General features: G+C 49.5%; 21 protein-coding genes. 7 read left to right on the top strand and 14 right to left on the bottom strand.

The features are described from left to right. Positions 1 to 1,002: a L,D-transpeptidase LdtE gene (ldtE, locus tag EOS98_RS12595; protein ID WP_017441005.1), complete on the top strand. Its 1,002-nt coding sequence runs from the start codon at positions 1 to 3 to the stop codon at positions 1,000 to 1,002. Between the two features lie 66 nt (positions 1,003 to 1,068). Here the strand turns inward: ldtE and EOS98_RS12590 are convergent, their stop codons facing one another. The 10 genes from EOS98_RS12590 to ttrB all read right to left on the bottom strand — a co-directional run bounded on the left by EOS98_RS12590 (position 1,069) and on the right by ttrB (position 13,179). Beyond that, positions 1,069 to 1,308 (bottom strand): major outer membrane lipoprotein, encoded by a 240-nt coding sequence (locus tag EOS98_RS12590; RefSeq protein ID WP_126524071.1) that lies wholly within the window; start codon positions 1,306 to 1,308, stop codon positions 1,069 to 1,071. 82 nt (positions 1,309 to 1,390) lie between these two features. Then, positions 1,391 to 1,627, bottom strand: coding sequence for a murein lipoprotein Lpp (gene lpp, locus EOS98_RS12585; RefSeq protein ID WP_001082307.1), 237 nt, complete (start codon positions 1,625 to 1,627; stop codon positions 1,391 to 1,393). Positions 1,628 to 1,937: 310 nt separating this feature from the next. Beyond that, the gene (gene pykF, locus EOS98_RS12580) at positions 1,938 to 3,350 is read right to left on the bottom strand and encodes a pyruvate kinase PykF (RefSeq protein ID WP_000751447.1); all 1,413 of its coding nucleotides are present in this window, start codon (positions 3,348 to 3,350) and stop codon (positions 1,938 to 1,940) included. Between the two features lie 401 nt (positions 3,351 to 3,751). Continuing rightward, on the bottom strand, positions 3,752 to 5,095 hold the full coding sequence (locus EOS98_RS12575) for an APC family permease (RefSeq protein WP_126524072.1): 1,344 nt from the start codon (positions 5,093 to 5,095) through the stop codon (positions 3,752 to 3,754). A 21-nt stretch (positions 5,096 to 5,116) separates the two neighbouring features. Next, positions 5,117 to 6,010, bottom strand: a complete 894-nt coding sequence (locus tag EOS98_RS12570) for a proline iminopeptidase-family hydrolase (protein WP_001000506.1) — start codon at positions 6,008 to 6,010, stop codon at positions 5,117 to 5,119. A 58-nt stretch (positions 6,011 to 6,068) separates the two neighbouring features. Continuing rightward, positions 6,069 to 6,806 carry a glutamine amidotransferase gene (locus EOS98_RS12565; protein WP_000697187.1) on the bottom strand — a complete coding sequence of 246 codons (738 nt, stop codon included), beginning with the start codon at positions 6,804 to 6,806 and terminating at the stop codon, positions 6,069 to 6,071. Positions 6,807 to 6,817: 11 nt separating this feature from the next. Continuing rightward, positions 6,818 to 8,044: a PfkB family carbohydrate kinase gene (locus EOS98_RS12560; RefSeq protein WP_000471816.1), complete on the bottom strand. Its 1,227-nt coding sequence runs from the start codon at positions 8,042 to 8,044 to the stop codon at positions 6,818 to 6,820. A gap of 322 nt (positions 8,045 to 8,366) precedes the next feature. Next, the gene (ttrA, locus tag EOS98_RS12555) at positions 8,367 to 11,429 is read right to left on the bottom strand and encodes a tetrathionate reductase subunit TtrA (RefSeq protein ID WP_126524073.1); all 3,063 of its coding nucleotides are present in this window, start codon (positions 11,427 to 11,429) and stop codon (positions 8,367 to 8,369) included. Continuing rightward, the gene (gene ttrC, locus EOS98_RS12550; protein WP_126524074.1) at positions 11,422 to 12,444 is read right to left on the bottom strand and encodes a tetrathionate reductase subunit TtrC; all 1,023 of its coding nucleotides are present in this window, start codon (positions 12,442 to 12,444) and stop codon (positions 11,422 to 11,424) included. The genes ttrA and ttrC overlap by 8 nt, the downstream gene beginning before the upstream one ends. Continuing rightward, positions 12,445 to 13,179 (bottom strand): tetrathionate reductase subunit TtrB, encoded by a 735-nt coding sequence (gene ttrB, locus EOS98_RS12545; RefSeq protein ID WP_023206656.1) that lies wholly within the window; start codon positions 13,177 to 13,179, stop codon positions 12,445 to 12,447. Between the two features lie 181 nt (positions 13,180 to 13,360). On the opposite strand from ttrB, the gene ttrS reads away from it, so the two are divergent. The 3 genes from ttrS to fumD all read left to right on the top strand — a co-directional run bounded on the left by ttrS (position 13,361) and on the right by fumD (position 16,044). Then, positions 13,361 to 15,139 (top strand): tetrathionate respiration histidine kinase TtrS, encoded by a 1,779-nt coding sequence (ttrS, locus tag EOS98_RS12540; protein WP_126524075.1) that lies wholly within the window; start codon positions 13,361 to 13,363, stop codon positions 15,137 to 15,139. Beyond that, entirely contained in the window at positions 15,114 to 15,734 is a 621-nt protein-coding gene (gene ttrR, locus EOS98_RS12535) for a tetrathionate respiration response regulator TtrR (protein ID WP_000190927.1), read from the top strand. The genes ttrS and ttrR overlap by 26 nt, the downstream gene beginning before the upstream one ends. A 97-nt stretch (positions 15,735 to 15,831) precedes the next feature. Further along, positions 15,832 to 16,044, top strand: coding sequence for a fumarate hydratase FumD (gene fumD / locus EOS98_RS12530; RefSeq protein ID WP_000165779.1), 213 nt, complete (start codon positions 15,832 to 15,834; stop codon positions 16,042 to 16,044). A gap of 95 nt (positions 16,045 to 16,139) precedes the next feature. On the opposite strand, the gene mlrB is transcribed toward fumD, so the two are convergent. From mlrB to EOS98_RS12510, 4 genes are all read right to left on the bottom strand, one after another. Next, the gene (mlrB, locus tag EOS98_RS12525) at positions 16,140 to 17,099 is read right to left on the bottom strand and encodes a transcriptional regulator MlrB (RefSeq protein WP_001060723.1); all 960 of its coding nucleotides are present in this window, start codon (positions 17,097 to 17,099) and stop codon (positions 16,140 to 16,142) included. 171 nt (positions 17,100 to 17,270) lie between these two features. Beyond that, complete coding sequence (locus EOS98_RS12520) at positions 17,271 to 17,999, bottom strand: MerR family transcriptional regulator (protein WP_000122318.1); 729 nt, start codon at positions 17,997 to 17,999, stop codon at positions 17,271 to 17,273. 178 nt (positions 18,000 to 18,177) lie between these two features. Then, positions 18,178 to 18,816: a two component system response regulator gene (locus EOS98_RS12515; RefSeq protein WP_000666334.1), complete on the bottom strand. Its 639-nt coding sequence runs from the start codon at positions 18,814 to 18,816 to the stop codon at positions 18,178 to 18,180. 30 nt (positions 18,817 to 18,846) lie between these two features. Beyond that, positions 18,847 to 21,609 carry a two component system sensor kinase gene (locus tag EOS98_RS12510; RefSeq protein WP_126524076.1) on the bottom strand — a complete coding sequence of 921 codons (2,763 nt, stop codon included), beginning with the start codon at positions 21,607 to 21,609 and terminating at the stop codon, positions 18,847 to 18,849. 400 nt (positions 21,610 to 22,009) lie between these two features. Between EOS98_RS12510 and spiC the strand changes: the two genes are divergently transcribed. Genes spiC through ssaD form a run of 3 tightly spaced genes read left to right on the top strand, consistent with a single transcriptional unit; the run spans position 22,010 to position 25,098 of the window. Next, positions 22,010 to 22,411, top strand: a complete 402-nt coding sequence (gene spiC / locus EOS98_RS12505) for an SPI-2 type III secretion system protein SpiC (RefSeq protein ID WP_001562740.1) — start codon at positions 22,010 to 22,012, stop codon at positions 22,409 to 22,411. A gap of 1 nt (position 22,412) precedes the next feature. Then, the gene (spiA, locus tag EOS98_RS12500; RefSeq protein ID WP_126524077.1) at positions 22,413 to 23,906 is read left to right on the top strand and encodes an SPI-2 type III secretion system protein SpiA; all 1,494 of its coding nucleotides are present in this window, start codon (positions 22,413 to 22,415) and stop codon (positions 23,904 to 23,906) included. Beyond that, positions 23,887 to 25,098, top strand: coding sequence for a SctD family type III secretion system inner membrane ring subunit SsaD (gene ssaD / locus EOS98_RS12495; protein ID WP_000323784.1), 1,212 nt, complete (start codon positions 23,887 to 23,889; stop codon positions 25,096 to 25,098). Before spiA ends, ssaD begins: the two co-directional genes overlap by 20 nt.

Genomic DNA, 25,098 nt, shown 5'->3' with positions numbered 1-25,098 from the left:
ATGAAACGTGCGTCTTTCATTACGCTAACTATTATCGGCGCGTATAGCGCGTTACAGGCAGCCTGGGCGGTTGATTATCCATTACCGCCCGAAGGCAGCCGTCTTATTGGTCAGAATCAAACCTATACCGTACAGGACGGTGATAAAAACCTGCAGGCTATCGCCCGGCGTTTTGATACGGCGGCGATGCTCATTCTTGAAGCGAACAATACGATTGCGCCGGTGCCTAAGCCCGGTACGCTAATTACCATTCCCTCGCAGATGCTATTGCCGGATGCGCCCAGGGAAGGCGTTATCGTCAACCTCGCGGAGCTACGGTTGTATTATTACCCGCCGGGAGAAAACCGCGTTCAGGTGTATCCCATCGGCATCGGTTTGCAGGGGCTGGAAACTCCCGTCATGGACACCCGGATAGGGCAAAAGATCCCCAACCCGACGTGGACGCCGACGGCGGGCATACGCCAACGTTCGCTTGAGCGGGGGATCACGCTGCCACCGGTGATCCCTGCCGGGCCAAATAACCCGCTGGGACGCTATGCGCTGCGTCTGGCGCACGGTAATGGGGAATATCTCATTCATGGCACCAGCGCGCCGGATAGCGTGGGTCTGCGCGTGAGTTCCGGTTGCATTCGCATGAACGCGCCGGACATCAAAGCGTTATTTGCGCAGGTCAGAACGGGGACGCCGGTAAAAGTGATTAACCAGCCGGTGAAATTCTCTGTCGAGCCGAATGGCATTCGTTATGTAGAGGTACACAGGCCGCTATCGCCGGAAGAAGAGCAAAACGTGCAGACGATGCCCTACGTGTTGCCTGCGGAATTTACCGCATTCAGAAACGCGCAAGGGGTGGATAGCCGCCTGGTCGATAAGGCGCTATACCGGCGAGCCGGGTATCCAGTCAGCGTGAGCGCCGGGCAGACGCCAGCGGTAAATACGACCGCAGTCGAATCCGCTCAGAATGGTTTTGTCGGGGAAGAGGGGCAAACGCGCGCGACGCAGTAGCCTTCGCAGCAAACGACGGACAAAAAAATGGCGCACGATGTGCGCCATTTTATATTGTGCGTCAAATTATTTACAGATGCGGAATACTTTGTTGTCCAGACGCTGGTTCGCGCGAGCGGCGTCGTCTTTAGCAGCCTGAACGTCGGAACGCATTGCATTTACGTCATTACTCAGTTGATCAACTTTAGCGCTCAGCGTCTGTACATCGGAAGACAACTGATCGATTCCAGCGTTGCTGGAACAACCTGCCAGTAACGTGGAACCCAGAACTACTGCACCTAAGATCAGTTTGTTAGTGCGGTTCATAACAATAACCTTATATTTTGTGTGGTTATATAGGTAAAAAAAATGGCGCACGATGTGCGCCATTTTTATTACGCAGGTACTATTACTTACGGTATTTAGTAGCCTGGTTGTCCAGACGCTGGTTAGCGCGAGCTGCGTCGTCTTTAGCAGCCTGAACGTCGGAACGCATTGCGTTCACGTCGTTGCTCAGCTGGTCAACTTTAGCGTTCAGAGTCTGAACGTCAGAAGACAGCTGATCGATTTTAGCGTTGCTGGAGCAACCAGCCAGCAGAGTAGAACCCAGGATTACCGCGCCCAGTACCAGTTTAGTACGATTCATTATTAATACCCTCTAGATTGAGTTAATCTCCATGTAGCGTTACAAGTATTACACAAACTTTTTTATGTTGAGAATATTTTTTTGATGGGAATGCACTTATTTTTGATCGTTCGCTCAAAGAAGCATCGAAATGCATGAAAGTCCCTAAAAAACCGAAAGAAAACAGGGGGCTTCCATCGGATTCTTCTTAGATAATCCGCAATTAGATAGTAAAATCCGATTTGATTTTTTTATTAATAGTGGCTATCGATTAAATAAAAAAAGCGCCGGAAGGGCGCTTTTTTAAACAAATTAATTCACACAACAATTATTACAGTACGTGAACAGAGGCGGTGTTAGTGGTGCCGCTTGGAACCAGCGCGCCGGAGACCATCACTACGACGTCGCCTTTCTGGGCGAGGCCGCTTTGCAGGGCGACATCTTTGCCCAGACGGTAGAAATCATCAGTAGAATTGATTTCTTTCACCAGCTGCGATACCACGCCTTTGCTCAGTACTAACTGACGGGCGGTCACTTCATTGGTGGTCAATGCCAGGATGGTGGCGTCCGGGAAGTATTTACGCACGGCGCGAGCGGATTTACCGCCCTGGGTCGCTACCACGATCAGCGGCGCTTCCAGTTTTTCGGCGGTTTCTACCGCGCCGCGGCATACTGCTTCCGTAATGCGCAGTTTACGGCTGTCGTTGTTGTAGTCCAGACGGCTGTTCATGACGCGGTCGGTACGTTCGCAGATGGTCGCCATGATAGAAACGGCTTCCAGCGGGTATTTCCCTTTTGCGGATTCGCCGGACAGCATAACCGCATCCGTACCGTCGAGGATGGCGTTTGCAACATCGCCTGCTTCTGCGCGGGTCGGACGCGGGTTTTTGATCATAGAATCCAGCATCTGAGTCGCGGTGATCACGACTTTACGTGCGCGGATACATTTTTCGATCATCATTTTCTGCGCAAAGATCACTTCTTCAACCGGGATTTCTACGCCCAGGTCGCCACGCGCAACCATGATGCCGTCGGAAGCTTCGAGAATTTCATCGAAGTTGTTCAGGCCTTCCTGGTTTTCGATCTTAGAGATAATCTGGATGTTTTCGCCGCCGTGGGCTTTCAGATGCTCGCGAATTTCGACAACGTCAGAACGTTTACGGATAAAGGACGCCGCAACAAAGTCAACGCCCTGTTCGCAACCGAAGATCAGGTCCTGTTTGTCTTTTTCAGCCAGCGCCGGCAGAGCAATAGAAACGCCCGGCAGGTTAACGCCTTTGTTCTCGCCCAGATCGCCGTTGTTCAGCACCTTACAAATGACTTTATTGCCTTCGATGGCGGTCACTTCCATACCGATCAGACCATCGTCAACCAGGACGGTGTTGCCAACGCTCAGGTCGCTGGTGAAGCCTTCATAGGTGACGGCAACGATTTCATTATTACCGACCACGGATTTGTCGGTGGTAAAAGTAAAGGTTTGGCCCGCTTTCAGCGAAACGTCGTTACCGCCTTCCAGTTTAATGGTGCGGATTTCTGGTCCTTTAGTATCAAGCAGAATAGCGGCTTTTTTACCAGTTTTGCTCATCACGTTGCGCAAGTTCTGGATACGCTGACCGTGTTCTGCATAATCGCCATGAGAGAAGTTCAGACGCATCACGTTCATGCCCGCGTCCAGCATTTTGCTTAACATCTCTTCGGATTCGGTTTTCGGACCGATAGTACAAACAATTTTCGTCTTTTTCATGACAGTCTTAGTCTTTAAGTTGAGGAGGATATGGAAATCTGGCTTCGGGCGCGCACGGCCCGGAAGCTAAGCCTGTGTTGCTAAAGTGATGATGCCTCGCTCTAAGGATAGGTGACATCGAAAGAGCGTGCAGAGGAATGTGTGCTCGCGTTTCAGCCCAACGGGAAGGGGATAATTTTAGTCGTTGAGTTTTACAGTCCAATGCGCTGAAACCATTCAAGAGACAATTGGCGCGCATTATACGCTGAAATTTACAAAAAAGGAAAATGAAAACCCTGTTTCAAAAGACATCTGTGCAGATCCACAATGGTTTGTTATTACGCTGTTTACGATGTCGCTGGCGATGACGCCGCCCGAACAGGGGCGGCGTTGCGCAACAGCTGGTGTTGTTGCGCATAATGTCAATCGAGCAACTTTTTGCCTTCCAGGTCGATGGCGATGTTTTGGTTGTGTGCTTTTCGGTAGCACAGTATCGCTATCCCGATCGCCGCCCAGCTAATTCCGAGTATCAGAGCATGAATGTTCATGTTTAAACAGACGTAGCCGATGACGATCATCCCCATGATCGGCGAAATGACATGGGCGAAAATGCGCCGCTGGGCTTTCATCCGGAAATTGAACAGGATAAACACACACAGGTTCACGACAAAAAAAGCGAAAAGCGCGCCAAAGTTCACCAGCGTGGAGATAGATTCAATCTTGCCGGAAAACAGGTAGCTGAGCAGTAGGGTGACGCCGCCGGTAAACAGAATGGCATAATCCGGCGTTTTACGCGTGGTATGGACGTGAGCGAGGAAGGCGGGCAACATTCGGTCGCGCCCCATTGAAAATAGCACTCTGGACACCGCCGTTTGCGCGGTAATAATGTTGCCGACGGCGCACACAAACGCCACAATGATGGAAAACGCCACTTTGAGCCAGATACCGCCAACGTTGCCGGCAATGGTGAAAAATGCTTCATTCGTCGCATTACCTTCCGCGAAGCGGTCGACATTACCGGTGGCGAACGCCGCAAACGCCACAACGATAATAAACAGTACCGTCGCCAAAACTAACGCCAACAGCGTTGCTTTACTGACGGCGCGTCCCCCGCCTTCGCTTTCTTCACTTAATGTACTGATAGCGTCAAAGCCGAGAAAGTTCAGCGCCGCCACCGAAATCGCCGTCGCGATGAGCCCTGGGGTGAACCACTGTGAATCGAAAAAAGGCCGGAAGGAAAGCGTTATCTGACTACTGTCCAGCATCATCAGACGGACAATGAGTAGCACGAAAATCGCCAGAATACCGAGTTGAATAAAGACCAGTAACTTATCGAATTTCGCCGTTTGCTGTATCCCGAGATAGTTGACTCCGGTGCCAACAGCCACATAAATCAACGGCCAGACCCAGACCGGGATTTGCGGTAAAATAGCGTGGACCGCGACGCCGCCCAGCACCGCCACGAGCGTAGGGAACAAAAGATAATCCAGCAGTAATATCCATCCGGTCAGAAACCCTACGGCGGGATTAATGCATACGCCAGCATACGCATAGGCCGAACCCGACGAGGAGATATGCTGCGATAAGGTAGAGTAGCTGTACGCGGTAAAAAACATCGCGATAGCGCCAATAATATAAACCAGCGCAACCATACCGTGCGAAAGATTATAAACGACGCCATAAAGAGAGACTGGTGCGATAGGCACCATAAACACCAGACCATAAAGCACTAAATCGGTAAGAGACAATTTTTTGACTTTTTTCATGATAAATACCTTAATGGCTTTTTATGCCAGATCGCGTAAAAACGCGCTTACCGCTGCGAGGCAGGGCGCGATATTTTCTTCATGCGGGTTATGGCTGCTGCCAGGAATAGTGACCGCGCGGCAGTCTGAAATGTGAGAGAGAAGCGGAGAGACGACGCGCTCGGTTGCCTGATCGTTTTCGCCGCGCAGTACCAGAACAGGACAGCGTATCTGGCACAAATGGGGCGTAATATCCCAGTCGGCAAGTTTGCCATTTGCCGCCAGTTCATTGGTTCCCCATAAAATGTGATAACCCGTAGGGTCGGCGGCGAACTGCGCATTAGATCGCTGAACATGAACGGCTTCTTCCGCGAGGGTATAAACGTGTCTGGCATAATAAGCGACCAGCTGTTCCGGTGGGTTTTGATAAATGACGGCGGGCATAATGACGTTTTTGATATCGTCATCGGACATTGGCGTCAGAGCGTTAAAGAGCCGTATGGCTTCCTGTTGCCACAGGGCGATACTGGCCGGCGAACTGGCCAGTATCGTCCCGCGAAGCCCGGCAGGCTGTAAGCAGGCGTGCTCTGCGGCAAGCATTCCGCCCCAGGAATGTCCCAGTATCGAATACCCTTGTCCGATACCCAGGTGATTAATTAATTGGGTTAATTGACGGAGATAACGCGCAATAGTCCAGAAAGACGCGTCGGCATGAGGAAAATGCGTTGAACGACCGCAGCCATATTGATCGTAAAATATTACCATGCGCCCGTCATCAGCCAGATGGCGATAATTTAATAAATAATCAAAGCCGCCAGAAGGGCCGCCGTGAAGGATAATGAGCGGCGTGAGTAATGATTTTCTGTCTCCATAAATCCGATAGCTTGTCAATATGTTTTCAGAAAACATTTCGCCATAGAGATAAGTATCATTCATATTCTTAATGACTCAGTGTGTGGCAGGGCAGGCGAAATTTATATTCGCCTGGGTAATATTATTTTTTTATTGTGTGTAAAACATTACACCAGAAGGTGGCGTAATGTTCCCATTGCAGAAACTGCGGGCTTCCCCAGTGCGGTGAACAATCACTGGCAAAGCAACATACTTTCCCTTTATGGTAAGTACCCATAACTAACAGTGGATCGCCATTAATTTCAGCAAGGACCTGACTATTTTCTTTGGCGATAAGCTTGTTATAGCCCAATAGCGGCGGCCATTCGCTAAATGGCTGGGTAATAACATGCTCTACCGCAGTATTTACTGCTTTACATCCTTGCGGTAGTTCTACGCGGTCATCTACATCCAGCATATCAACCGGCAATACCTCCGCCAGAACCGTATTTTTATAATTGGCTTTTGCTTCTATTCCCGTAAAGGATAAATACCCGCCGATCATTAACAGACCGCCGCCCTCAGCAACATAATCGGCGATAAGTTGTAATGCATCAGGAATAATGTCCATATTATAAAACGTTCTGTTTTGTAGCAGGAACGTATTGCTACCGATATCACTGATGACGATCGCATCATAGCAGGCTAATGCTTCGGCGGTTTGTGGAAAACGAGTTTGCACAATATGGGCAGGCATGTAGTCCACATCGATATTACCCTGGCGTAAGCAGGATAATAAATAGTCTGCGCCTTCTTCATATTTGCTCGATGTAAAGCTATCAAAACCTTTAGAGTGAATCATATGAATGTGCCAGGATTCGCCAATAAATAAAATTTTCATTATGTCACCTGTTAATTAATGTTAATGACTTTATTAGATTGGGTACGCATTCGATGTAAAACCTGCAAGTGCTGAGGCATACTCGACGCACCGACTTGTTCCACCGCCAGAGAAGCGAAAGCGGAGGCATATTGAATGGCTGCGACCATATCTGCTTGTCGCGCCAGCGCGGCGGCTAAGGCGCCATTAAAAGCGTCACCGGCCCCGGCGGCATCTTTTACCACGGCGCTCCACGCAGGAATATACAACGTGCGGGCGTGCTCACAGAGCAGAGAACCACGGGCGCCAAGGGTAATAATGACTTTTTTCACCCCGGATTGCAGAATAATATTTCCGGCTTTTTTCGCATCATTAATATCAGTAATGGTTACGCCGGATAAAAAAGAGGCTTCAGTTTCATTCGGCGTGATGATGTCAATATCAGATAATAAATGCGTCACCTGTTTCGTATAGGGGGCAGGATTCAGCATGATCATTTTATTTTCTTGTTTTCCCAGGCGAATAAATTCAGTCAACGCTTCAATGTTCGTTTCGAGCTGCATTAACATAACGTCAGACTCGGCGATATAACGGTGTTGCTCGTTAATCTCTTGCGTGGTGAGCATCATATTGGCGCCAGGGTAGATGGCGATAATATTATCGCCATCCACGGCGGAGACATAGATCAATGCGCTACCGGTGGGCGCTTTATCTGTTTGATACGCGCTGTATGAGGCGATACCTGATTGAATAATATGATTCATAGCAAATGCGCTGAACTGATCTTTGCCCACTTTAAAAATAAAATGTGCCGCAGCGCCGGCATTGTTCGCCGCTAAAGCCTGGTTGGCTCCTTTACCGCCAGGATAGAATCCAAATTGACTGGCCAGAATGGATTCTCCGCTTTGTGGAAACCACGGCACGGTTGCTGAAACATCAATATTGAATGAGCCTAAAACACACACCTTGCCTGCTTTTTTTGTGTTTTCCCGGCGCAGTTTTGCATCCTGATGGATTGGCGTGGCGATAGTGCTGGAGATATCAATCTTATTTTCAGTGATAAGCTTACTCAGCGCGTCACGGTTTAAAATCCCTCCGCCATAGCAACGCTGAAGCATACCTGATTTCTGGAAATAGCGTAGATCGGAACGAATAGTCTCCTGGCTAACCTTATAAAGGTCTGAAAGTTTACTGACGCTAACACTATTATCCTTTATCAGTAAATTAATGATGGCATGACGTCTTTCTTCTTTAAACATATTGCCTCCGGGTAGTGAGTTGAATTGTATTTATGGCAATGTTGTCATGCGGTGAATTCAATCACAGATTATGCGGTCAACCGGAAGTAACCCCAAATGAATGTCAATAATCAGAAGCGCAGCCAATGTGTTAAATATTAATTGCTTACAGAAGGGGAAAATAGTTTTGTGAGTGTTGTCATATATTTTCTATGTAATATGACGGGGTGAACGTAAAATAGTTGGGCTTGCACGATTCAGTGAGTATATGCAGCCGGACAGCGTTCGCTTATCAGTCGCTACCCTCGACGAAATAAGACCATATCGCTCTCCGGCCCTGGGGTTATATACGCTCGATTTTTGCCGGCAGCCCCTGACGTACTGCCGCACCGGAAACCCAGTCGAGCCAGGTGTTGGTAATGGTTCTTGTCGGATCGGCAAAGCCCAGATCGTTAAGATTTATGCCTGCCCTGATTTGTGGATCATACGGCATAGGCACGCCATCCAGAGAGTGCTGCGTTGCACCCATCTCGCGGTGACCATATCCGTGTTCAATGGCGATGACGCCTGGCATCACGCCATTTAACAAACTGATTTGCGCCACGACCTGACCGCCCGGCGTAATGATCCGTACCCGATCGCCATGTTGCAGTCCATAACGCTCGCCGTCTTGCGGATTCAGCGCCACCAGGTTTGCTGGCTTCACATGGTGTAAGCGCGGGATGACGGCTGTTGAGCTGGACATGGTATTTGATTTAAATGAAATCAGTTTCAGCGGCCATTGCCCAATGGGAAACTGGTCGTCAATCGCACGACCATCTGACAAACGCGCCGGATACCAGACCGGGCAACCGCTGAAACGCTCCCCGGTGATGGCGTGACGGTGGGCGGCGACATCTGCATTCCAGATCTGTAAGGGTTTTTTCCACGCGTTACCTAACCGTTGCTCCGTATAGCCGCTATCCTCGGGCGCAAACCGGCCGCCACGCGAGTAGATAAACGCCACGCGACCGACCTCATCAGCTTTAAGCGTGTGCTGAATTGCTGGCAGAATGCGGCTGACGCCGGTAAGCGAAATATCTTCCTGATTTGCCGGCGCGACCGGCGTCTTGCCCATAAAGGCGATATTAGCGGCTACGCGCAGATAGAAATCTTCCGCCCGGTTCAGTGGAAAAGTATTGCCCTGCGGATCGGTTATCGCCCGGTCGCCGAAGCCGGGCAGACGGAGCCGTTTTGCTACCGCAATACAAAATGCTTCCATTGAGACAGGTTGCCCGTCCGCCGTTCGGTGAGTGGCGGGGGCGACAACCGGCCAGCGGGCGGTAGTGGCTTTACTGGCTACGCCGCCCCAGGGTGCCGTAAAGCCCCAGCTCTCAAAATTGTGCGTATCCGGCACAATGTAATCCGCCAGCGCCGTCGTTTCATTCATAAAGGCGTCAATCGCGATAAAGAGCGGCAGTCGGCGAGGGTCTTTTAGCTTTTCTTCCGCCACGGCGCGTAGACCGGGAACACCGTAAAACGGGTTGCTCATATTGGAAATCCAGGCTTTAAGCGGATAAGGATAGCCTTCGAGCGCGGAGGTCAACAGTTCGGTAAGCTGGCCTGCCACAAAGGGATACCACGGCGCTTTGGCTGGATAAGGGGATTGCCCGCCGGCAATTTTGTCGCGGTATTCTTCCGATGCTTCATAAGCGGTTTTGCTACGGGCAATACTTAACCCGGACGGTTTCACTTTTCCGGCAAAACTGTTCATGTTGTAGCGGGGGCCGTCGCTAACGCCGTTGAATTTGCCGCCGCCGACAAAGACGCCGCCGGACAAGCTGAGGTTGCCGATCAGCGCGTTAAGCATCATGACCGACCAGGCGTTATAAAACCCATTGCCGGCCATCATGCCGCCGTGACTGATGACCGCAGCTTTACGTCCGTGACTGGTAAAGGTTTCCGCCAGCGCGATAATTTGCGCTTCCGGCACGCCGCACTGTTCGCTGTATTGCGCCAACGAGAGCTTTTCTGCCGCCTCTTTCAAGCGTTGCAACCCGCTCTTCACCGTGACCCGCTGGCCGTCGGCGAGCGTAACGTACTGCGTCACGAAAAGCCGTGCCTGTCGGCAAGCGGATGCATCGACCAACTCGCCGTCGGTATTCAGTACGACAGGGGTCTCTTCGCCATCGGGCGTAAGATGGCGCAGCGTCAGGTGTTGTCCGGCAAGCGTCGGCAGTTCATCCGCAATGACCAGGTGCGTGGCGTTGGTCCAACTTTGCTCGCCGGCCTGCTGCATCGCCTGTACGCCGGGAATCGCCAGATAATCAGCATTATAACGTTGATTATCCATGATCCAGCGGATCATCCCCATTGCCAGCGCCGAATCGCTGCCGGGCATGACCGGTTGCCAGCGACCGCGAGGATCGGCGAGCACCGTTGATAAGGGGAGGGCGGGGGCGACCACGACGTATTGAAAATTCTCACGCAGCCGGGCGCTCGCCAACTGACGCGCCTGGCGTTTAAAGGGATTACCGGACTGTGCCGGGGAGGTGCCCATAAAGAGCGCAAACTCCACGTTTTCCCAGTCGGGTTTGACATGCGGGTTTTTATCCAGATCGCCCATCAGCGCCCCGGAGCCGGCCCGGTAAGCCAGTCCACAGTAGGCGCCATGCGCGCCGAAATTCTTGCTGCCGAAGCTATTTAGCGCAAAACGACGCAGAAACGCATCGCGGCCTTCGTCGCTGGTATTCGTGACCAGTAACTGATTGGTTTTGGGCCCGAAACTGGGATGCTTTGCGTCAATTGGCGTATCCGGCGCATGAATAGCGCGCAGTCCGTCCACATGACCTTCGCCAAACAGATCGCCGCCTTCCACGACTTCTTCAATAAGCTGCTCAAAGCTGATGCGCTGCCATTTCCCTTCGCCGCGTTTACCCACGCGTTTCATTGGTTCAAGCAGTCGCAGCGGACTGTACAGGCTTTCCAGCAGCGTGGCGCCGCGCGCGCAGGCGGTTGAGCGGGCGTCAAGACCGCTTTCTCCCGCCAGTTGCTCCATGGCTTCGCTAAAAGGGACGGACGAGTCAATCGGGTGTTCCTGCGACAAGGGGTGATAGGGATTGCCGGCGATGCGTATCACTTTGCCATCGGCATTAACCCGGGCGCGGATACCGCACTGTGTCCAACAGCCGAAGCATTGCGTCATGGCGATGGTTTGTTGTGGATTTTGCTGCCAGTGCGTTTGCGCCTGCGCCTCCGGAATTAACGCATTGCCAAAGATGCGGTCGCGCGTTACCTTGCCGGACGTCCCGTTTAACAGGCCATCAATTGCGCGTTTCGCCACATCACGGTAGCTCAGACCAAAAGTGACCATCCCACCGACGGCGAGACCGACTTTTAGCCACTGACGACGGGTTAAATTAGCCATGTTGTAATCTCCTGGTGAGTCCGTTCAGCGTTTCACGAATAATAATCAGTAGCGCTATCCACAGGCCGAAGGTGCCGAGAATAGCCAGCCAGCCATCCGTTCCGCCTGGTAACGAGTAAGGGTTAAATTGCGCGTTGAACTTGGGTACGGTTTGTACCTGAATCAACAATGTCCAGCGCATCAGCCAACATAGCGCCAGCGCGCTCAGAACCAGCAGGACGCGTCTTAGCTGCGATAACGGATGACGTAGCGCCAGGCTACAGAACAGTAGTGTGAATACCCACAGCGCTAGCCAGCCGACAGCGTAATATTTGGCTGACAGGGCGACGGAAATCCACTGACGGATTGCCGTGCCGGAAAGCGTATCGCCGCTCACCCACATGGCCACCACCAGCCCCAGCGCCGCCAGCGTCCAGAGTTGTCCCCACAATATTTTTGGCAGCCTTACCGAGTCGCGTCGGGCGGCGACAATCATCAGCGCGAAGAACGCCTGTAAGGCGCTAAGAAACATCGCCACGGGGAAGGCGTAGCTAAACCAGATTGGGCGCGCCAGCACAACGGAGACTTCGCGGCCGGTATAAATCAACAGGCCCACCGCGCAAAGCGCGCTGGCTAACGCCAACCATTTAGTGACGTTGTAACTTTTATTGAATAATCGTTTTATTTGCTGCGCCAGGAACCACAGAGCGAGAAACCCGGTAAACAGCGGCAGGAATAACGCCCCCCAGGGCATCCACGACCAGGGCGTCGGCCAGGCATAGAAATGCCAGACGCGGGCGGTCTGGTGCAGATCCGCCGTCAACGCCAGCGGTGCGGTAATCGCACAGGTAATGGCAATCAGTAATGCCCGATTTTCTTCTGTTGCGGCGTCTTTTTTCAGCCAGTGAAGATAACAGGCAAACAGTGCGGCGCAGGCGGCAATGCCAATAAAAAAGAAATATTGTACCGCCCACGGCAGCCAGCTAATGTCCTGCGGGTGAGCCAGCACTTCTTCAATGATGAGTGAATGCGTCATTCAGACCTCCTGCCAAAGCGCGGGCTGCGCACGGCCCATTAATGGGGTGACAAAGGCGTCGTCCAGACCCAGGTAAAAAACATGGGGCGACGTGCCGTTTTCCGGCTTTAATACCTTGATAGCGTCGCGATGTTGATGAAGCAGGGTGGAGATGCGGCTATGGGGATCTTTGATATCGCCAATAATACGCGCGCCGCCGACGCAGGACTCTACGCAAGCGGGTAACAGCCCGGCTTCCAGACGATGGACGCAAAACGTGCATTTATCGGCAGTTTGCGTTTCATGATTGATAAATCGGGCGTCGTAAGGACACGCCTGTACACAATAGGCGCAGCCGACGCAGCGTTTGTTATCCACCACCACAATGCCATCTTCCCGCTGAAAGGTGGCTTGTACCGGGCAGACCGGCACACAGGGGGGGTTATCGCAATGGTTGCACAGACGCGGCAACAGCACATTCGTGACTTCCTGACTACCTTCACGCTGGACCTGGTATTGGTTCACGGTCGTACGAAACGCGCCCTGCGGCGTTTGGTTTTCAATAGTGCAACTTACGGTACAGGACTGACAGCCGATACAACGCCGCAGGTCGATAAGCATGGCGTAACGGTGTCGGGGAGAGCCTTCATGCCGCTCCGGCGAAAAAGGAAATTTCGCTTCAGCCAGCGGAACCAGCGAGGCGCCAGCGGTCAGGACGCCGAGCTGCTGGAGAAATTGCCGTTTACTGCTGTCCATATTGACTCCCGTCCACATTGCCAACAATGAAACATTTGTCACGATGTTGGTTCATGTGTAATGAATAAAAAACGTTGATGATTTACAGTGTAAAAATCGAGGCGGGGTGCGCTCTATTGTGGTTAACCACATACCCGGCTTGTTGTTGATCTAAAACAACATAATTGACAGGGATATTGGGGTGAGAGGTAAAACCGTAAGGCGCCTGGCGGTGTTGGCGGCAGTAGGGCTACTTTGTCATGGCGCGTGGGCAGGGACGTGGAATATCGGTGTTTTGGCCATGCGCGGCGAGGCGTCTACGCGTAGCCACTGGCAACCGTTGGCAAAGACATTAAGCCAACAGCTTCCAGGCGAAACCTTTCACATCCAGCCGCTGGATCTGCATCAAATGCAGGAAGCCGTTAACCAGGGAACCGTGCAGTTTGTGATAACCAACCCGGCGCAATTTGTCCAACTGAACAGCCATGCGCCGCTGCGCTGGTTAGCTTCCCTGCGTTCCACGCGCGATGGGAAAGCGGTGAGTAATGTTATTGGCAGCGTGATTTTGACCCGGCGCGATAGCGGCATCACCACGGCGCATGATCTCATCGGTAAGACAGTCGGCGCGATTGATGCTCAGGCGTTTGGCGGCTATTTATTAGGCTATAAAGCGCTCAGCGACGCGGGCTTACGCCCGGAGCGCGATTTTCATCTTCGTTTTACCGGATTTCCTGGCGATGCCTTAGTCTATATGCTGCGCGAAAAAGCGGTGCAGGCGGCAATTGTGCCAGTGTGCCTGTTAGAAAATATGGATCAGGAAGGATTGATTAATAAAAAGGACTTTATCGCGCTGCTTGCCCGACCGACGCCCCTGCCTTGCTTAACCAGTACGCCGTTATATCCTGACTGGTCGTTCGCGGCGCTACCTGCGGTAAGCGATGCGCTGGCGGATCGCGTAACGCGAGCGCTATTCAACGCGCCCGCCGCCGCGTCATTTCACTGGGGCGCGCCAGCGTCGACCAGTCAGGTGGAAGCGTTGCTGCGTGATGTTCGTCAGCACCCTCAGCAGCGTCGACTGTGGCTGGATGTCAAAAGTTGGTTAATCCAGCACCAGCTAATGGTCGGCGGCGTGATTCTGGCGTTCCTGTTGCTCACGCTCAATTATATTTGGGTCATGCTGCTGGTGCGTCGACGTGGAAAGCAACTGGAACGTAATAGCGTAGTCCTTCATCAGCATGAGCGGGCGCTGGAAACCGCCCGGCAAATGAGCGTGTTGGGTGAAATGACCTCCGGGTTTGCCCATGAGCTTAATCAGCCGCTTTCCGCGATTCGACATTATGCCCAGGGGTGCCTGATTCGACTGCGCGCTGCAGATGAACAGCATCCCTTACTGCCGGCGCTGGAGCAGATTGACCAGCAGGCGCAACGCGGTGCGGATACTCTGCGTAACCTGCGTCACTGGGTCAGCCAGGCGCAGGGCAACCCGGTGCTAACCGAAGCGTGGAAGGCCATAGCCATTCGCGAGGCGATTGATCATGTCTGGCAATTGTTGCGTATGGCGCAACAATTTCCGACAGTGACTCTGCATACCGAGGTTAGCGCTGCGCTGCGCGTAACGCTGCCGTCAGTGCTGCTGGAACAGGTGCTGGCGAATATCATTCTTAATGCGGCTCAGGCGGGCGCCACCCATTTATGGGTCGTTGCTGAACGCACTGAAAACAGCATCAGTATTGTTTTACAGGATAACGCCGGGGGAATCGATGAGGCACTATTACGTCAGGCGTTTCAGCCGTTTATGACCACCCGTAAAGAGGGGATGGGCTTAGGGCTGGCGATTTGCCAGCGGCTGGTGCGGTATGGGCGGGGCGATATCAGCATCAGGAACCAGACCGCGCCGGACGGTCTGTCGGGAACGGTGGTCACGATACATTTCTTACATGAACATGGGGGCAGGGATGGCGACAATTCATCTACTGGATGATGATACGGCGGTCACTAACGCGTGCGCGTTTTTACTGGAAAGTCTGGGATATGACGTAAAATGCTGGACGCAGGGGGCGGATTTTTTGGCGCAGGCCAGTCTGTATCAGGCCGGGGTCGTATTACTGGATATGCGAATGCCGGTACTGGATGGGCAGGGCGTTCATGATGCGTTGCGCCAGTGCGGAAGTACCCTGGCGGTTGTTTTTCTTACCGGGCATGGCGATGTACCGATGGCCGTGGAGCAGATGAAACGCGGCGCCGTCGATTTTCTGCAAAAACCGGTATCGGTAAAACCGCTACAGGCGGCGCTGGAGCGTGCGCTGACGGTTTCATCGGCAGCGGTGGCGCGCCGTGAGATTATACTGTGTTACCAGCAGTTGACGCCGAAAGAGCGTGAGCTGGCCAGCTTGGTGGCAAAAGGGTTTATGAACCGTGAAATTGCGGAAGCGATGAATATCGCGGTGCGTACCGTAGAGGTGCACCGCGCCAGAGTCATGGAAAAAATGCAGGCCGGTAGCCTGGCGGAACTGATTAGGCGTTTCGAAAAAATGGCCTCGCCAGAGACCAGAATACGAACAACGTATGAGCCATGAATAATAAACCGCGTTATTTCTTTGATTTGCATCAAATTTTGTTTAATTGAGAAGACTGTTATATTCTGTTGGTTTGAGCTGGCGACGAGTAAAACGTATGACAAAACCGACAAAAGATGACGAACTGTACCGCGAGATGTGCCGGGTGGTGGGCAAGGTCGTGCTGGAAATGCGCGATCTGGGGCAGGAGCCTAAATATATTGTTATTGCGGGCGTGTTAAGAACCGCGCTGGCGAATCAACGCATCCAACGTAGCGCGTTAGAAAAACAGGCTATGGAAACCGTGATTAACGCTCTGGCGCGGTCATAGCCGCTATCAGGGTGGCAATAACGAAATCGCCTTTGAATTGTCGCGATTGTCACCATGGCGGGCGGGTTGCCCGCCGTTAGCGATGCGCAGGGTTATCAGGTGATGGCTAAGCGCAGCCCTAATGTATCAGGGTACGGCTCAAAATAATTCTGGCTGCGTAGATAGTCATCCGGATGTTCCGCCAGATAGTGCTTCAGCAGCGTTAACGGTGCCAGGATAGGTAGTCGGCCCGCCCGGTAGCCGAGAATCACCTCGCGTAATTCCGCGCGTTGCCTGCTGTTCAACGCGCGGTGAAAATAGCCCTGGATATGCATCAGCACATTGGTGTGATTTTTACGTGAAGCGGGGTGTCGCAGGATAGCCATCAGTTTTTCTCTGTATCGGACAAAGAAGGCATCCAGATCGTCCCACTCATGCAGACGCGCGACGAAAGGGCCAATTTCGCGGTAGCCGGCCTGGTGGTGGGCGAGAAGCTGAAGTTTGTATCGGCTATGAAACGCGAGCAAACTGTGACGACTCAAGCCCTGCGCGCGTAGCGCATTTAATTCATGTAGCGCGAAAATACGTGCGATGAAATTTTCGCGTAGTACCGGATCGTGCAGGCGACCATCTTCCTCTATCGGCAGCCAGGGATATTTGTCCATCATCGCGGCGGTAAACAGCCCCGTGCCAGCTTTGCGGCCCCTGTTACCCTTTTCATCATACAGGCGAACGCGCTCCATTCCGCAACTGGGCGATTTTGCACACACAATAAACCCCGCCAGTTCGCCTATTGTTGGCAGAAACCGATCGGCAAAGGCATTCATTCGCTCGGTGACGTCATCGTGCGGGGCATGGCTATAGCGCATCCGAATGTCGCCACAGGTCGTCTGGATAAGACGCAGCGCAGGGCGGGGCACGGGCAGGCCGATCGCCACCTCCGGGCAGATCGGTTTGTAGTCCACCCACGGCGCCAGAGAGTTCATGACAAAATCCATACGCTTATGTCCGCCATCAAAGCGTACCGCGGCGCCAGTCAGACATCCGCTAATGCCGACTACGGGTTTGTTATTCATGATTCCCCCTTATTGAAAGTACGACGACTGACGCCAATGGCGCAAAATGTTATCTCACGCTGATTTAAAACTTACACAACTTTGTTTTTTTGTCTAAGTTTTCGCGGAGATTTTTTTGACGTAGTTAAATATCAATAAGATAGAATGAGGGGAAGAAATCTATTTCAGCGCTTATAGTGTGATAACCTCCAGCGAAGCGACCACGTTGCGCCACTGGGCAAGCTGTTTTTTCTGCCCGGCAGTGAGCTTTCCGGTGGTCACCAGGAACCATTTTCTCTGGGCGAACAGCTCGGGCGCCAGCATGGCTGGTGGAGAGGGAAGCACATTGAGCCGCAGCTCTTGTCCGGTACGAGTCAACGCTTCCAGCCAGATTTCACAGTGATCCGAGAGATGCCATCCGCTAATAAAGGCATTGTTGCCAGGCGCTTTTCTGTCGCCTTCAAGGCAAAAAGAGGTGTAGGCAATAATGATGCCATCCAATATTTCGCGCAGCGTCATCACGGCGGGAAGATGCGCGGACACTTTGCTGCGCAACGGACGCAATAAATGGGTCACCAGTTCTGCGCGGGGATATTCCCGGCCACAGTCATAAATCAACTGCCGCAGCGCGTCAATTCGCCCTTCGTGGAGATGTTGAAGCATCGTCTCCTGAATCGTTATCCAGTTATCGCCCAGGCGAATGACCGGACGCGACAGTAAGGGTTTGACCTGGCTTATCGGTACGCCTTTTCTCACCCAGTCGAGGATGCTAAGCGCTTGTCGAATATCGTCATCGCTGTATAAGCGATGCCCGCCATCAGTACGCTGCGGTTTCAATAAACCATAGCGTCGCTGCCATGCCCTTAGCGTGGCGGCATTGATACCGCATAGTCTGGCAAATTCGCCGATAGAATACGACATGGTAAAGCCCGTTAAATAAGGGGATTCTACTATATCATGATTAAATGAAGACTAAGGTAGTGATAAATGGTGCGGCATACCAGGGCATCCGTATGGATTTTGTCGATGATGAGCAATACTGCGTGGCGTAAGGCTCATCAAAATATGACCAATGCTTAATACCATCGGATGCCCCTGGTTAATACTCTATTAACCTCATTCTTCGGGCGCAGTTAAGTAACTCTGTCACTTTATGAACCTGTAGCTTTCTCATCATATTCATCCGATGTGTTTCGACGGTTTTTATACTGATATGTAGCTTTTCGCTGATCCCATGATTGGTATACCCCTCGTCAATAAGTTTAAGAACCTGACGCTCGCGCAAAGTAAGCAGTTGATGATTGGTCGTGTCAGCCTTTAATTCAGCCAGGATAGCTTCCCGATTCAACGTCGGGTCAATGTAACGCTTGTTTACTGCTACTGTTTGCAATGCCGCTAACAGAACTTGCTGACTACTGCTTTTTAAAACATAGCCATTAGCACCTGCGGCTAAAGTTTTAATGGTCATATACTCTTGTTGGTATGCTGTGTAAACCAGAATATTCATTGCTGGCCAACGCTGATGTAATTGAGGAATGATATCCAGGCCATTGATGCCAGGTAAGCTAAGATCAAGGATAAGTATGTCAGGCTCGTATGCGCAACAGGCATTATAAACCTCAAGACCATTTTTAACATGCTCTACAATTTTAAAATGAGGCCAGGGTAATAAGGCATTCATAATGCCGTTAATGATGATTTCATGATCGTCTACTAATAAGATCTTATATTCTTTCATTTTGCTGCCCTCGCGAAAATTAAGATAATATTAAGTAATGGTGTAGTTTTTGAAGATCATACGTATTTTCTGGCGTAAGTCGGTTAGTTCCTCCAGCGCGATGATTTTCCCCATTTTTACGCGATTCTCAATGTCTATGACATAGCATACCAATTCAGTCTGCCCTATTTGACCTAAACAGCCTTTTAATGTGTGAATTAATTGATCGATTTTTTTTCCAGCCGATACGGCATTTTCAATATCAGCCAGCAAGAGGTCCAGTGATTGGAAAATCTTGCTATTAATGACCATATCATCTGTCGCCAGTAGCGCTGAGCAGCGACTTGGATCCTGCTCCTGTAGCTCTATATTTCGTAAAAGTTGGTATTCTGCGGCAATACTGATATAGCGAGCTAAGGTAGCCAACGTCACTGGTTTGGTAATGTAATGATGAATCCCATTTTTTTTACAACGATGAATATCTTCTGTCGCTACGCTAGCGGATAGCGCCACAAACATGCAGTCAGGATCTAAATTATTCGGCTCATCGTGCCATAATTGTACACATTCAATACCATCTATTTCTGGCATTCTAATGTCAATCAGTACTAAATCGAATCGTTGCTGTTGTGATAAAGTCAGAGCCTCGTTACTACTGGCGGCAATAGTGACGTGTTGGCCCAGGCTGACAAGCATTTTGCCGATGATATCCCGATTAATATCGGCATCATCAACCAAAAGAATCTGCAACTGCCAGGGTGGTAACAAATTATTTATTACTGGCATATTTGGTGTACACAATATTAACTGTTGCGCCAGGTCGTAGAGTTTTCCGGGGAAATACAAAAGCTCTGCGTTGAGAAGCGCATTTTGCTGGTGGGGTGGTTCACCGCGTATTCCCCAGCAAGCCAGTTGCCGATGCAGGCAGAACGGCGCTGACAGCGTCCCTTTAATTGGTTGAGGCGGCTGGTATTCTTGTAAGGGTAATACTAGCGAGACACAGGTTCCAACCCCGGGGACACTTTTTAGTGTCAGATTACCGCCCATCATTTTAGCCAGGCTTGACGCAATAGTCAGTCCAATTCCTGTACCTTGCGAATTTGTGTCTGCTTGATAAAAAGCAGTAAAGATTTGAGACTGCTGCTGTATTTCAATCCCTTTACCGCTATCGCTAACCAGAAATATTAATTGTTCCTCATGACGCTTGACCGTCAGACGTATCCCTCCGGTTTCGGTAAATTTTACCGCGTTCCCGAGTAAATTAACCAAAATTTGCCGTAAACGGATACTGTCGGTATGAAAATAGAGAGGGACATGTTGACCGACAAAAGTACGTAATGACAGTTTTTTGCTTTGCGCCGGCCCCTGGATGGTTTGCATTGCCTGGTCCAGTAACGGCAGTAACGCTGTTTCTTCCATATGTAATGTGAAATGACCAGACTCGATGCGTGAAAAATCCAGCAGATTATTAATAATAGCTAACAAAGACAGTGTACAATTCCTGGCGGTATCAGCTAATCCTTGCTGCTCTATGTTTAAAGGGGTGGTTTGTAATAATTCAATCGCACCGAGTACGCCATTCATCGGAGTACGTAACTCATGACTTATTACCGTAAGATGAATGCTTTTACGTTTGTTAGCTTGCTCAGCGCGTTTTTTTGCTTCATTTAGCGCCTGGGTGCGCTCTGCGACTTTGTTTTCCAGATTGTCGTATTGGACTTGTAGAGTATCAAGCAGTTGGTTAAAAGCACCGGCAATACTATCTAATTCATCCAGTCGTTGTGCTGGTAAACGTGTGCTCAGCGGTGCAGTTGCGGTTTTATTAATGACATCGACAAAACGCCATAACGGTTTGGCCAGTGAGCGATGTAGTAACCAGCAAAAAGCCGACGTCATCAACACCAATGCTGTTAATGTAAAGGGGATTTGTTGAAGGATAATTTTTAAGATGCGATTATGTAGATTACCGTATGGGTACAGCGTAACCAGACTCCATCCGGGGCCATGCAAGGTTGTGCGTAATATCAGAAATCCGGGAATTTGCTGCCATCCTTCATGCAGCGTTACATTCTCTAACTGTGTACGTATTTTTTGCGGGATGTATGAAAACGGCAATAAGTGGTTGTTTTGATCCAGCCATACTCGAATACTATCATCTAATGGTAGGTGGCTCTTAGTAATGAGATCGGGAAGTTTAACCGTCACCCCAAAAAATACGCCTTGCTGATCGGCAACCGCAACGGAAGCGTGCCATCCTTTGCCGTTTATGTATTCTGGTTCACTCCAGTAAAACCCGGCATGGGTTGGGTATAAAGGAAAGCTTTTTCGCGTTAAAGGCTGTAGAGTTGAATAATCTGAAGGGTTATCAGTAGATAATAACGAAATCTCATTTTTATGGTTAAGAATAAAACTATCGCGACGAAAGCTTTTTTCATCGATATCAGAGGACTGCAGAAAGAGACGGTGCTTCTCTCCGTTTAGCGTCGGCGTGCAATTTGAAGGACCGACAGAAAGATGCCGGCTCACCTCAGGGAAAATATCGTTATGATGAATCTCAGTCGCTAATGAGCATTGATACATTAAATTTTTAGCGTCACGTTCAGCTTCTTCAAACCGTTGATTGCTTAGTACAATATTCATCTCGGATAGAACGGATAAATCCTCTATTATATGCTGCCGTTTCTGAACCATTGATATATAAGCTGCGGTAAGCACAGATAGCAGCCAAATAATTATTGTTGTTAATAAAAATAAAAAAGTTAGCCTGATTACTAAAGATGTTTGCAGCGTATTCTTGAGATTGAGCAAATTCATAATGCTTTCCTCCAGTTGCCTGTTGCAAAATCTTTGGCACTTGATCACTATCGCAGTACATATAGTTTCATCAGAAGATTAATCGATGGTGTTATCATTAGGAAGATAAATTTCTTCATATATAACCCAGTCGATGACTACAATTACTTTTTAATAAGGTGGCGATGTAAAAACATCGTAACAGTTTATTTAATAAATAATTTTTCAAATTGTAATTTTTTATGTCAATGCTGAAAGTGTAATTGTGAATTTATCGGAAAATCCGAATGATAGAATCGCCTGTGACAAGGTATATGTAGACAGCATCCTGATATTGTACAAGAAGAGTATAGTCGAAATAAATGTGAATCAGGCTTTTTACGGATGTGGTTGTGAGCGAATTTGATAGAAACTCCCATTTATGTCTGAGGAGGGATTCATGCTGGCAGTTTTAAAAGGCATTCCATTAATTCAGGATATCAAGGCCGAAGGTAATAGCCGATCCTGGATAATGACTATTGATGGGCATCCTGCCAGAGGAGAAATTTTCTCAGAAGCATTTTCTATTTCTTTGTTCTTAAATGACCTGGAAAGCTTACCTAAGCCTTGTCTTGCCTATGTGACACTACTGCTTGCAGCACACCCGGACGTCCATGATTATGCTATACAGCTCACAGCGGATGGGGGATGGTTAAACGGTTATTATACCACAAGTAGTAGCTCTGAGCTTATTGCTATTGAGATAGAAAAACACCTGGCTTTAACTTGCATTTTAAAAAATGTAATACGCAATCACCATAAACTTTATTCGGGTGGGGTATAAAATGGTAGTAAATAAACGTTTAATCTTAATTTTACTATTTATACTCAATACAGCAAAGAGTGATGAGTTATCATGGAAAGGTAATGACTTCACCCTTTATGCCAGACAAATGCCATTAGCAGAGGTTTTACATCTGCTTTCAGAGAACTATGATACGGCTATTACTATTAGCCCATTGATAACAGCTACATTTAGTGGGAAAATTCCGCCTGGACCACCGGTCGATATTTTGAATAACCTGGCAGCACAATATGATTTGCTTACCTGGTTTGATGGTAGCATGTTATATGTATATCCTGCATCGTTATTAAAACATCAGGTTATCACTTTCAATATTTTATCTACTGGACGGTTCATTCATTACTTACGCAGCCAGAATATCCTTTCATCACCGGGATGCGAGGTTAAAGAAATTACCGGTACCAGAGCTGTGGAGGTGAGTGGTGTTCCCAGCTGTCTGACTCGTATTAGTCAATTAGCTTCAGTGCTGGATAATGCGTTAATCAAACGAAAAGACAGTGCGGTGAGTGTAAGTATATACACGCTTAAGTATGCCACTGCGATGGATACCCAATACCAATATCGCGATCAGTCCGTCGTGGTTCCAGGGGTCGTGAGTGTATTGCGTGAGATGAGTAAAACCAGCGTACCGGCGTCATCGACGACCAATGGTTCACCCGCTACACAGGCATTTCCCATGTTTGCTGCCGACCCACGCCAGAATGCAGTGATCGTTCGTGATTATGCGGCCAATATGGCCGGGTATCGGAAACTCATCACAGAATTAGATCAACGCCAGCAGATGATAGAGATTTCGGTGAAAATTATCGATGTTAATGCTGGAGATATTAACCAGTTAGGCATCGACTGGGGAACGGCAGTGTCGCTGGGTGGCAAGAAAATTGCATTCAATACAGGTTTGAATGACGGTGGTGCTAGCGGTTTTTCAACGGTAATCAGCGATACCTCAAACTTTATGGTGCGTTTGAATGCCCTGGAAAAAAGCTCTCAGGCTTATGTACTTTCCCAGCCATCTGTGGTGACTTTAAATAATATCCAGGCTGTGCTGGATAAAAATATTACTTTCTATACCAAACTGCAGGGAGAAAAAGTGGCTAAACTTGAATCCATCACTACGGGTTCTTTGTTGCGCGTTACACCTCGCTTGTTAAATGACAATGGCACGCAAAAAATAATGCTTAATCTTAATATTCAGGATGGACAACAAAGTGATACGCAAAGCGAAACAGATCCGCTACCCGAAGTGCAAAATTCTGAAATTGCTTCGCAAGCCACATTATTGGCCGGACAAAGTCTATTGCTGGGAGGGTTTAAACAAGGTAAACAAATCCACTCGCAAAACAAAATCCCTTTATTGGGCGATATCCCTGTCGTAGGTCATTTGTTTCGCAATGATACGACTCAAGTACATAGTGTAATCAGGCTTTTTTTGATTAAAGCCTCAGTAGTAAATAATGGCATATCTCATGGTTAATCCAAAGAGTTCCTGGAAAATACGTTTTTTAGGTCACGTTTTACAAGGCCGGGAAGTATGGCTGAATGAAGGTAACCTGTCACTGGGGGAGAAGGGATGCGATATTTGTATTCCGCTGGCTATAAATGAAAAAATTATTCTGAGAGAACAGGCAGATAGTTTATTTGTTGATGCCGGGAAAGCCAGAGTTAGAGTTAATGGCCGCAGATTTAATCCAAATAAGCCGCTACCATCCAGTGGGGTTTTGCAGGTTGCGGGAGTGGCTATCGCGTTTGGTAAACAGGATTGTGAACTTGCTGATTATCAAATACCCGTTTCCAGATCAGGGTACTGGTGGTTGGCTGGCGTATTCTTGATTTTCATCGGTGGAATGGGTGTCCTGTTAAGTATTAGTGGTCAGCCTGAAACGGTAAATGACTTACCTTTGCGGGTTAAGTTTTTATTAGACAAAAGCAATATTCATTATGTGCGGGCGCAATGGAAAGAAGATGGAAGCCTGCAGTTGTCCGGTTATTGCTCGTCAAGCGAACAGATGCAAAAGGTGAGAGCGACTCTCGAATCATGGGGGGTCATGTATCGGGATGGTGTAATCTGTGATGACTTATTGATACGAGAAGTGCAGGATGTTTTGATAAAAATGGGTTACCCGCATGCTGAAGTATCCAGCGAAGGGCCGGGGAGCGTGTTAATTCATGATGATATACAAATGGATCAGCAATGGCGTAAGGTTCAACCATTACTTGCAGATATTCCCGGGTTATTGCACTGGCAGATTAGTCATTCTCATCAGTCTCAGGGGGATGATATTATTTCTGCGATAATAGAGAACGGTTTAGTGGGGCTTGTCAATGTTACTCCAATGCGGCGCTCTTTTGTTATCAGTGGTGTACTGGATGAATCTCATCAACGCATTTTGCAAGAAACGTTAGCAGCATTAAAGAAAAAGGACCCCGCTCTTTCTTTAATTTATCAGGATATTGCGCCTTCTCATGATGAAAGCAAGTATCTGCCTGCGCCAGTGGCTGGCTTTGTACAGAGTCGCCATGGTAATTACTTATTACTGACGAATAAAGAGCGTTTACGTGTAGGGGCATTGTTACCCAATGGGGGAGAAATTGTCCATCTGAGTGCCGATGTGGTAACGATTAAACATAATGATACTTTGATTAACTATCCATTAGATTTTAAGTGA

This window comes from Salmonella sp. SSDFZ69 (assembly GCF_004010755.1).
Lineage (GTDB): Bacteria > Pseudomonadota > Gammaproteobacteria > Enterobacterales > Enterobacteriaceae > Salmonella > Salmonella enterica.
The sequence above is the reverse complement of the archived record's forward strand: the minus strand, read 5'-3'. Positions and strand labels throughout refer to the sequence as shown.